At 69.5% G+C, this 11136-nt stretch carries 6 protein-coding genes; all 6 read right to left on the reverse strand.

Annotated features, from left to right (window positions below; genetic code table 11):
* Positions 1–2: 2 nt before the first annotated feature.
* The gene (locus tag ACZ3HL_RS17815; RefSeq protein WP_465419843.1) at positions 3–1244 is read right to left on the reverse strand and encodes a cytochrome P450; all 1242 of its coding nucleotides are present in this window, start codon (positions 1242–1244) and stop codon (positions 3–5) included.
* Positions 1245–1413: 169 nt separating this feature from the next.
* Entirely contained in the window at positions 1414–2610 is a 1197-nt protein-coding gene (locus tag ACZ3HL_RS17820; protein ID WP_465532136.1) for a cytochrome P450, read from the reverse strand.
* Complete coding sequence (locus tag ACZ3HL_RS17825) at positions 2600–3757, reverse strand: cytochrome P450 (RefSeq protein WP_465532138.1); 1158 nt, start codon at positions 3755–3757, stop codon at positions 2600–2602. Before ACZ3HL_RS17825 ends, ACZ3HL_RS17820 begins: the two co-directional genes overlap by 11 nt.
* A 23-nt stretch (positions 3758–3780) precedes the next feature.
* Positions 3781–4956 (reverse strand): cytochrome P450, encoded by a 1176-nt coding sequence (locus tag ACZ3HL_RS17830; RefSeq protein WP_465532140.1) that lies wholly within the window; start codon positions 4954–4956, stop codon positions 3781–3783.
* 370 nt (positions 4957–5326) lie between these two features.
* On the reverse strand, positions 5327–5536 hold the full coding sequence (locus tag ACZ3HL_RS17835; protein ID WP_465532142.1) for an MbtH family protein: 210 nt from the start codon (positions 5534–5536) through the stop codon (positions 5327–5329).
* 14 nt (positions 5537–5550) lie between these two features.
* Entirely contained in the window at positions 5551–11112 is a 5562-nt protein-coding gene (locus ACZ3HL_RS17840; RefSeq protein ID WP_465532144.1) for an amino acid adenylation domain-containing protein, read from the reverse strand.
* Between the last annotated feature and the right edge of the window lie 24 nt (positions 11113–11136).

An 11136-nucleotide genomic window follows, 5' to 3' on the forward strand; every position in this document is an offset into this window, starting at 1 on the left:
CTCTACCAGGTGACCGGCAATTGATCCGGGCAGTCGATGAACGCGTTCCGGAGCTTGACCTCGTCGTTGGACACCGCCAGGCGCAGCCCGGGGAACCGCTGCCACAGGGACTGATAAGCCATACGCAGCACCGACCTCGCCACCGCGGCGCCGATGCAGTAATGGATGCCGTGCCCGAAACCGACGTCCGAAACCGGCGGGCGCCGCGCGTCGAGGACGTTCGGATTCGGCGTCAGCGCTTCGTCCCGGTTCGCCATCAGGATCGAGCAGAGGACGTAATCCCCCGCCTTGATCAGCTGCCCGCCGACGACGACGTCCCTGAGCGCCATCCGCGGATTCGGCTGCTGCACGGGCGAGAGATAGCGCAGCAATTCGTTGACGACGCGATCCGCCTCTTCCCGGCCTTCGAAGAGCATCTGCTTCTGGTCCGGGTGATCCAGGAGCGCGAGCACGCCGAAGCCGAGCATCCCCGCGACGGTCTCGACACCGCCGAGCAGCAGCGCCGTGCACAGGCCCTTCAGCTCGTCGTCGGTGACGTTGTCGCCGTGTTCGCGCACGAGCATGCCGAGGAAACCGTCGTCGGGATCCTTGCGCTGGCGGGTGATAAGGCCGAGCAGGTACTGGTTGAACGCCGCGCTGTCGGCCGCCCTCGCCTTGAAGCCGCGGCTGAGATCGACGTTGCGCCGGATGCGGCGGATGAACTCGTTGCGGTCGTCGCGCGGGATGCCGAGCAGTTCACAAAGGACACCGCCGCCCACCGGGTCGGCGAAAAGTCCTTGTACGTCAGCGGGTGGGCCCTCGGCCTCCACCTCGTCGAGACGTTCGTCGATGAGTTCCTGGATCGCGGGCTCCAGCCGCCGGATCCGCCGGACGGTGAACTCCGGCGTCAGCATCCGCCGCAGCCGCGTGTGCTCGGGCGGGTCGTAGGTCGAGATCTGGCCGACGAACTGCGGCGCCATGGGAACGTCTTCGCCGTTCGTCGTCCGCTCGGCTTCCGCCTCGGTGAGCCGGGGGCGCGTCGTGAAATTCTCGTGGTCGCCGAGGATCTTGCGCACGACGTCGTAGCCGAGCGCCTGCCAGACGTAGCCCTTGCCGAGCTGCGTGGACGCGTCGCCGAGAATCCGGACCAACGGTCCCTTCTCCCGCAACGTGAACATGTCCTCGTGCGGATCGCAGTGCGTCCTCATCATGTAGTTCGCCGTCGGCTCCACGGCCGGCGCGACCTCGTCGATTGCGTGCTCCATACCGATGGAAGCTCCTTTGGTGACCTGCGGTCCGGCCGTCTGCCGCGCCGCAATCTTCATCCGCGATCGGGCGGGACGTCCAGCGCCGCCATGGACGTCTCGTGAGTGGCAAGGACGGTTCTAACCGTCCTTGCCACTCACGAGACCCAGCGCCTGACCGCCACTTCCCTCACCACTCGACCATCAGGCTCGTGAGCCCGTAAGCCGGGGTGGTGAGGCGGAACATGGTGTCCTTGGCGGGATCCGCGAGCCTCAGGTCCGGAAAACGCCGCCACAGCAACGTGAAGACCGTGCGCAGTTCGAGCCGCGCCAGCGAAGCGCCGAGACAGTGGTGGATCCCGTGCCCGAACGCCACATGCGGCGCGGGCTCCCGCGTGAGATCGAGCCGGTCCGGATCGGTCACCAGCGCGGGATCACGGTTCGCCATGGGGAGCGAGCAGAGCACGGTCTCGCCCTCCTTGATGATCTCGTCCCCGATGGCGACGTCCTCCATGGCCGTGCGCGGTGTCGGGGCGTACGGGACCGTGAGGTACCGGATCAGCTCGTCGACCGCCCGGTCCGCCGCCGGGCCGTCGCCCCGGATCGCGGCGAGCTGCTCGGGATGCCGCAGGAGAGCCAGTACGCCGAGGCCGATCATGCCGGAGATGTTGTCGTCACCGGCCAGCATCACCTGAACGCAGAAACCCCGCAGTTCCTCGTCGGTGGCCTCGTCGCCGTGTTCGGCGACGACCGCGCCGATCAGCCCTTCCCCGGGCTCCTTGCGGTTACTGGCGATCATCGCCAGCAGGTAGCGGGAGAACGCCTCGCCGGCGGCCGCCCGTCTCCGCTGGCTCAGCGAGGCGTCGAGATGTCCGTGGCACAGCTTGAGGAACATGGCGCGGTCGTCACGGGGCACCCCGATCAGTTCGCACAGCACGGCTCCCGGCACCTCGTCCGCGACGAGCTCGATCACGTCGGCGGGGGATCCCTCGTCCGCCATGACATCGAGCCGTTCCGTCACGATCTGCTCGATGTACGGCTCCATACGCCGCATCTTCCGCAGGGTGAATCCCGGGGTCAGCTTCTGCCGCATCCGGGTGTGCTCGGGCGGGTCGTAGTCCATCAGGTTGCCGACGAGCTCCTGCGGCCGGAAGATGCCCTGTCCGCCGACCTCGTCCTGCTCATGCCAGCGGCGCCGGGTGCTGAACCGCTTGTGGTCGCCCAAAACCTGGCGGACGACGGAGTGTCCCGCGGCCATCCAGATGGTTTCGGCGTCCGCCCCGGTGCCCACCGTGACCTTCGACAGCGGCCCGGCGGCACGCAGTTCGTCCGCCGGGTCGAGATCCTGCCTGCGGATGTGCAGCGGACGCGTGTCCTCACCACTCAACGGGGAGCTCCTCGATGTTGAACGGCGCGGGTTTGCCCGCCACGAACCGGAGTTCTTCCTCCGGGACCGCCAGCCGCAGCGCCGGGAACCGTCGCGCCAGGATCGGCAGCGCCACCCGCAGTTCGAGCCTCGCCAGCGGAGCCCCGACGCAGTGGTGGATGCCGTGCCCGAAGGCGAGATGCCCCGGGCTGTTCTCGCGGGTGATGTCGAACTTGTCCCCGAGTGCGCGGTTGACCGCCAGCATCGAACAGGTCAGCACGTCACCGGCACGGATTTCGTGGCCGGCGATCCGCAGGTCGACGAGCGCGGTCCGGGGAGAAGGCGCCTCGACGATCGTCGGGAAGCGAAGGACCTCCTCGGTCGCGCTGTCCACCAGTTCCGGACGCTCGCGCAGCAAGGAGAGCTGAGCGGGGTTCGTCGCGAACAGGAGCACCGCCATCGCCAGCTGGGCGGCCATCTGCTCGACGGCCACGATCAGGATCGCCTCGGCGAGCCCCGAGAGTTCCTCGTCGCTGACCTTGCCCCCGTGCTCGCGCACGATGAACCCGATCAGCTCGTCGCCGGGATCGCGCCGTTCGCGGGCGGCGAGCTTTTCGCAGTAGTTGACGACACCGAGGCTCGACTGGGCCCGCTGCTTGGGGATCCGGCTCTCCCGGCTGTCCCGGATCATCCGCGACAGATCGGCCTGATCGTCGCGCGGGACACCGAGGAACTCGCAGGCGATGAGCGCCGGGATGGGCCAGCCGGCGTAGCGGACGAAGTCGATCGGCGAACCCATGCTCTCCAGATCGTCGAGACCCTCTTCGATGACTTCTTCGACCCGCGGCCGCAAACGCTCGATCCGGCGGACGCTGAACGCCCCGGCCACCGTCCCGCGAAGGCGGGTGTGGTCGGGCGGGTCGTAGGCCTGGAGGATCCCCGGCAGGTGGGCGCGGTCCGCCTCGTCGTCGACCGGCCGCATCGAGCTGAACCGGGTGGCGTCGGCGAGGATCTCGCGCACCTCGTCGTATCCGGTGACCAACCATTGCCTGCGGCCGTTCAGCCCGGTCTCCGTGTCGTATCTGTGCAGCGGGCCTTCCTGGTGCAACGCCCAGAGCTCCGGCGCCGGATCGAGCCGGATCCGCTGATGCGGCAAGGGAACTACCATGATTCTCCTCAGGCTTGCTGGCGTTACCAGTCGAGCGGCAGGGCTTCCACGTCGAACGGTGGCGGTCCGAACTTGAGCTTGCGGTCGGGCTCGGCGAGCCTCAGCTTGGGAAGACGCCGTGCCAGCGCGGGAATCGCCTCCCGGAACACCATCTCCGCCAGCGGCCTGCCGAGGCAGTGGTGGATCCCGTGCCCGAACGAGACATGCGGCGACTTCTCCCGGGTGATGTCGAATTCGTCCTCCGGCGCGGGGAATTTCGCCCGGTTCGCCCCGAGCAGGGAACACGTGACGGTGTCACCGGCCTTGACCAGGCGGCCGCCGATCGTCACGTCCTCCTTCGCGATACGCGGGTGGAGCTTCTCGTCGGTGGTGAGATACCGGTTCAGCTCCTCCAGCCAGTCCGGGATCGTGTCCGGCTGGTCCCGCAGGATGTCGAACTGCTCCGGGAAGTCGGCCATCAGCAGCGCGCCCGCCGCGAGGAAGCGGGCCACCTGGTCGCCACCGGCGCCCATGATGAACGCTGCCACCCCGGCCAGTTCCGCGTCGGTGATCTCGTCGCCGTGTTCGCGCACCACGACCCCGAAGAGGTCGTCGCCGGGATCGCGGCGGACGCGAGCGACGGCCTTGTTCATGTACTGCATGTACTTGTTGCCGGCGGCGTTGCGCCGCTTGTCGGTCCGCTCCGTCCGGCTGGCGTGCAGGGTGCGGGACAGATCCGCCTGGTCGTCCCGTGGGATGCCGAGGAAGTCACAGGTCGCCGTCGTGGCGATCGCCCAGCCGAAATGCGGGACGAAATCCACCGGACCGCCCATGTCCTCGATGGTGTCCAAGGCGTCCTCGACGATCTGCGCGACCTCGGGCCGGAAGTCCTTCATCCGCCGCATGGTGAACGGCGGGGTGACCAACCGGCGCAGCCGCGTGTGGTCCGGCGGGTCGTAATGGGTGAGGAAGCCGGGCCAGGCGATACCGGCCGCGGTGCCCCCGTAGATCAGGCGCGCGCTGAACTTGTCCGAGCTGAGGACCTGGCGGACCTCGTCGTATCCGGTGGCGAGCCACGCCGTCCGCCGATCGCCGTCTACCTCGGTGCCCAAGGCGGAAATGGGACCTTCGGCCATCAGGGCGAGGAGTTCGGCTCCCGGATCGAAGCGGTTCCTCCGGTGGATTTCCAGGCCCTTGACGACGTTGAGCTCCTCGAACACGGCAGTTCCTTTCGCCTCAACCGGCCGTCACGCGCGGAAGGGATGTTCCCGGCCGGCCGGACGAGCGTCGAGTTCGTCCAACCGCCCGGATCTGGGCGTGCTTCTCGTTCCGGGCCTTCGCTACCCGCGCCGGAGCGCGTCGCCATCGGAGGTGGGCGGGAGCGGGCTGCCGGGAGTGGGCAGGGTGGCACGTTGCGAAAGCCACTTTCGCAACGTTGAAGGTTGCGAAAGTGGCTTTCGCAACCTCGGCGGCGGTCGGCTGCTCGCCTCGTGAGTGGTAAGGACGGTTAGAACCGTCCTTACCACTCACGAGCGCAAGCGGGCGCCGAGCTCGTCCAACCGCCCGGATTGAGCGGCTGGACACCCTCGCTCAGCCGTTGACTTCGGCGATCAGGCTCTTCGGCCGCAGGTCGGTCCAGTTGTCCTCGACGTAGGCGAGGCATTCCTGGCGCGAGGCTTCGCCGTGGACGCGGGTCCAGCCCGCGGGCACCTCGGCGAACGTCGGCCAGAGCGAGTGCTGGCCCTCGTCGTTCACCAGCACGAAAAAGGAACCGTCTTCGTTGTCAAAGGGGTTGCTCATGATCGCTTTTCCTTTCACGCGCCCGGCCGGGGCCGGAGCTTCTCGGCGACGATGGATCCAATCTGGACCAACGCCGCGGGTTGCACCATGTCGTAATGGTTGGTCGGGATCTCGTGGTGTTCGATCGTGCCGCTGGTGAAGTCCTTCCAGCCCGCGACGGCCTCCGACACGGGCAGGTGCGCCGGCCGGTCCTCCGAGGCGACGAACAGCAGGATGTCGCCGTTGAACGGCGACGCCGTGTGCTGCGGCCCCACCTTCCAGAGGTTCTTCATGACCGCTTCCAGCCGCTCCCGGGCACCGGGGCCCTGGACCATCCCGCCCGCCAGCTCCAGATCCTGCTGTTTCCGTTTCTGGAGGCCGTCTTCGTCGCGCGCCGCCTCTTCGGTCACCGTGCCGGTCGCGTTCCGTCCCATGTAGACGGGATAGGCGTCGAGCAGCGCGAGCAGACCGAGTTCTTCCCCGTCGGCTTCGAGCATCGCGGCCATCGCCTGCGCTATCCGGCCGCCGAGCGACCAGCCGAGCAGGTGATACGGCCCGGTCGGCTGCACGGCACGGATATGCGCGAGGTAGTCGGCCGCCATCTCTTCGACGCTCTCGGGCAGCCGTTCGGTCCGCGCGAGGCCGCGTGCCTGCACGCCGTAGACCGGCTGGTTCGCGGGAAGATGCCGCAGCAGCGGCCCGTAGTTCCAGCTCAGCCCGCCGCTCGCGTGCACGCAGAACAGCGGCGGCCGGTCGCCGCCCGCCTGCAGCGGCAACAGGATCTCGTAGTCGCCCGTCTTCACCGAAGTGCTCGTGCGCCGCCGCTCCCCCACCACGATCAGGGTCTTGGCCGGGGTCTTGCGGGCGAGCAGGCCGGTGTTCAGCATCCGGTGTCCCGGCTCGCCGAACGGGCAGGGCTCACCGGACTTGCCCTCGTCCACCGCCGGTCCGGTGACGTAGAGGTCGCCGACGACGCCAGGGGCGACAGGTCGCTTCTGGCCGTCGAGCACCAGCGCGCCGAGCGGACCCAGCTCCGCGACCACCGAAGGCACCTCACCCGCCCACCGGGCCGGCGCGATCGCCGGACGGCCGCGTTCGGTCTCGTCGAGGAAGAGGTCCAGCTCGCTGATCCGCCGCTGCGGATCCTCCGCCACCTGCTCCAGGACGTGGACCAGCCGCCGTGCGACCGATTCCGCCGTGGCCTCGTCGAACAGGTCCGCGGCATACCGAAGCGTGCCTTCGAGACCGTCCTCGTTGTCGTCCTCGTCGAGCCGCTCGGTGAGCTTGACCGCGAGATCCAGTTCCGTGGCCTCGATTCCGCCGGGTTCGACGCTGGTGCGCAGCGCGGGCAGTTCCGCCGCGTCCCACGCGCCGATGTCCTCCTCGTCGACCTCCAGCCCCACCTGGAACACCGGGTGACGGGACAGCGAGGCAGGCAGGTCAAGCAGGTCGACGATCCGCTCGAACGGCACGTCCAGCTGCTGGCGTGCACCTCGGACGGCCTCCTGCACCCGCGTGACGACCTCGAGGAAGGTCGGGTCACCGGAGAGATCCGTGCGCAGGGCGAGTGGCCGGGCGAACGGCCCGATCATCGGTTCGAGGTCGATGAGGTCCTCGTCCCGCGCCAGCTTCGTCCCGATCACGAGGTCTTCGCCCGCGCCGAATTTGCTCAGCAGCATGGCGAGCCCGGCGTGCACGACGTGGATCGTTTCCGCGCCAAGCCTTTCCACCGCTTCGGTCAGCCGGTCGTACGGCTCGGCGCCCAGCCGCAGCGCGACCGTGCCCGCCTGCCGCGACGGGACGGCCGGACGCGGCCGGTCGAACGGGAGCACCGTCTCGCCTTCGATCCCGGTCAGGGTGTCTCGCCAGAAGGCGACCTGTTCGTTGATCAGGCTGCCCTGTTCGTCCTCGTCCGCGAGGAGCCGCTCCTCCCAGATCGCGTAGTCGGCGAACTGCAGCGCCAGCGGCGCGCGCTCCGGGACACGGCCCGAACGCCGGGCACCATAAGCGGCCGCCAGGTCGCGGAAGAAGACGTCGAGCGAGTCGTCGTCGGCGAGGATCCGGTGCAGCCGCAGATGCAGCACGTGTTCCTTTTCCGCGAGCGCGAACAGATCGCAGCGCCACGGCACCTCACGAGTGAGGTCGAAGACCGACGCGCGCAGCCCGGCGAGCAGGCCGGGAAGCTCCTCCTCGGTGGCGGGCACCGGGGTCAGCTCGATGGCCGCGGGCTCGTGGACGAGCTGCCGGACGTTCTGCGCGTCTCCGGGGAACGTCGTGCGCAGCACCTCGTGCCGGGTCGCGACGTCGCCGAGCGCGGCCGCCAGCGCGGCCACGTCGAGCCTGCCGCGCAGGCGCAGTGCGACCGAGATGTGCAGTCCGGCGGTCTCCTCGCCGGGGCTGGCCAGCAGCCAGGCGCGGAGCTGCCGCGCGGTGAGCGGCACCCGCTCGGGCCGCTCGGCGGGCTCCAGCGCGGGACGGGACTTCGCGGCGAGCGCCCTGGCGACACCGGCGGGCGTCGGCGAGGAGAACAGCTGCCGGATCGGCAGATCCACGCCGATCACCTCGCGGATCCGCGCGATGAGCCGCATCGCCAGCGCCGAACTGCCGCCGAGGTCGTGGAAAGCGTCGTCGACACCCACGTTCTCGACGCCGAGGATCTCGGCGAACAGCTCGCAGAGCACCTTTTCGGACTCGCTCTCGGGCGCCTTCTCCGACGCGCGGCCCGCGAGATCCGGAGCGGGCAGCGCCCGGCGGTCGACCTTTCCGTTGGGCGTGACCGGAAGACCGGGCAGGGCGACGACGGCCATCGGGACCATGTACGCGGGCAGCACGAGACCCATCTGGCGCTTGATCTCCTCCGGGCCGGCGTCACCGCCGTCGGAGACGAAGTACCCGACCAGCCGCTTCTCGCCCGGCTGGTCCTCGCGCGCCATGACGACGGCCTCGACCACGCCCGGCTGGGCCGCCAGCACGGATTCGACCTCGCCCAGTTCGACGCGGTAGCCGCGGATCTTCACCTGGTCGTCGGCGCGTTCGAGGAACACCACCTCGCCGTCGCGGGTCCAGCGGGCCAGGTCGCCGGTGCGGTACATACGCTCGCCCGGAAGGAACGGGCACGCCACGAAGCGCTCGGACGTGAGGCCCGGGCTGTCGAGATATCCGCGCGCCAGCCCCGTTCCCGCGATGTACAGCTCGCCAGCCACACCCGGCGCGACCGGCCTCAGGAACGCGTCGAGGAGGTAGATCCGGCGGTTCGTCATGGGGTGGCCGATGGGCAGTTCCCGGCCGACGACGTCGCCGGGTTCGATCGGGAGCCACGTCGCACACAGGGTGGTCTCGGTCGGCCCGTAGGTGTTGCGCACCCGCAGATTCGGCTGGGCCCGCCGCAGGTTCTCCACGGACTGCGCGGGAACGATGTCGCCGCCGGTGCCGATTTCGACCAGGCCGTCGAAGCATTCCGGCGACGTCTCCGCGAGCGCGCGGAAGGTACCGGCGGTGAGGTGGACGTAGTTCGCGCCGCGGGCGACGGCCTGCCGCACCCCGGCCGCGTCGAGCACGCCGGGCTCGGTGAGCAGGACGCGGGCACCCGTCGAAAGCGGCACCCACATCGCGTACAGCGACGGGTCGAAGACGTGCGTCGCGTGCATCAGGACGCCGTCGCCGGGGCCGATCTGCCAGCCCTGGTCGCCGGCCAGACCCGCCACGCCACCGTGCGGGATCCCCACGCCCTTGGGCAGGCCGGTGGAGCCGGAGGTGTACATGACGTACGCCAGATCGTCCGCGCTCGGCCGGAATCCCGGTGCCGTGGCGGCGGAAGCTTCGATGGCGGCCCGCGTTTCCGGGGCGTCGAGGACGATCGTGTCCTTCGGGACGACACCGCTGGTCGCCTGCGTGCACACCACGACCGAGACCGCGGAGTCGTCGAGGACGAACGCGATCCGCTCGGCGGGGTACTCGACGTCCACCGGGACGTACGCGGCTCCCGCCTTCCAGATCGCCAGGAACGCGATGAGCAGCTCCGGCGACCGTTCCATCGCCACGCCGACGCGGTCGCCGCGGCCGACGCCACGGGCGGCGAGGTACGTGGCGAGCCGGTTCGAGGCCCGGTCGACGGCGGCGTAGGTCAGATCCGCGCCCGCGGCGTCGGTGATCGCCACCGCTTCGGGCGCCTCGGCCACCTGCCGCGCGAACAGTTCGACGACGGAGTCACCCGGTACCGGTCCCTCGGTCGCGTTGAATTCGTCCACCACCAAGGCGCGTTCGGCCTCGCTCAGCAGCGTCAACCGGCCGACGAGGACGTCGGGTTCGGCGACCAGCCGCTCCAGCACGCGGGCCAGCGCACCGACGACCGATCCGGCGACCTTTTCGTCGAACAGACCGCGGTCGTAGTCGAGGATGAGCGGCATCTGCTCGCCGGGACCGGTGACCAGGGTGAACGGGTAGTGCGAGGAATTGCGTCCCCGTTTGACCGGACGCAGGGTCAGGCCGTCGTGCGCCTGGCCGAGTCCCTTGCGGGGGAAGTTCTCGTAGATGACGAGCGTGTCGAACACCGCGCCGGGTCCGACCACCGCCTGCACGTCCTGAAGGCCGAGATGCTGGTGCGCCATGAGCGCCGACTGGTCGCGCTGCAGTTCGGCGAACAGGTCGACCGCCCGCTTCGCGCCGTCGAGCCGCACCCGCACCGGCAGGGTGTTGAGCAGCTGGCCGACCATCGACTCGACACCCGCCAGTTCGGCGGGGCGGCCCGAAGCGGTCGCGCCGAACACGACCTCGGTCCGGCCGGCGAGCTGTGACAGCACGACGGCCCACGCGCCCTGTACGACGGTGTTCAGCGTGAGGTCGTGGCCACGCGCGAGATTCGCCAGCCCGTCGGTGAGTTCCGTGGACAGCTCGACGATCGCGGTGTCGATCTCCGGCACCCGGCCGGGATCGGCGGGCGCGACCGCGGTGGGCGTGTCGATCCCGGCGAACTCCTCGCGCCAGGCCGCGCGGGCGATCTCCTTGTCCTGCTTGCCGAGCCAGGCGAGATAGTCCCGATAGGACACTGTGGGCGGCAGCCCGGACGCGTCCCCGCCCGCGGCGTAGATCGCGGCGAGTTCACGGTGGATGATCGGCATCGACCAGCCGTCGGTCAGCACGTGGTGCAGCGTGTGCACGAGCCGGTGCCGGTCCGGGCCGAGCCGGATCAGGTGCAGCTTCATCAGCGGCGCCACCTCGATCCGGAGCCGCTCGGCCAGCTCGTCCGCGGCCAGCCGGTCGACCTCGCTTTCGAGGATCTCCTCCGGCAACCCGGTGAGATCCGTTTCGCGCCAAGGGATCTGTGCGTCCCGGCTGATGACCTGCACCATCTGCGCGCCGCTGACGTAACGGAAACAGGCCCGCAGCGCGGCGTGCCGGTCGACGAGTGCCTGCCACGTCGCCCGCAGCAGAGCGGCGTCCAGCGGGCCGTCGATGCCGTAGACGGTCTGCACGGTGTAGGTGTCGGGCCCCTCGTCGTCGAGGGCGGTGTGGTAGAGCATTCCCTCCTGCAGCGGGGAAAGAGGCCAGACGTCCTCCACGCTGGAACGCGGCTTCGCGCGAGTGTCGTCAACGGTCACGATTTGCTCCTTGGTCGAGTGGGT

This window comes from Amycolatopsis sp. NPDC000009 (assembly GCF_055563465.1).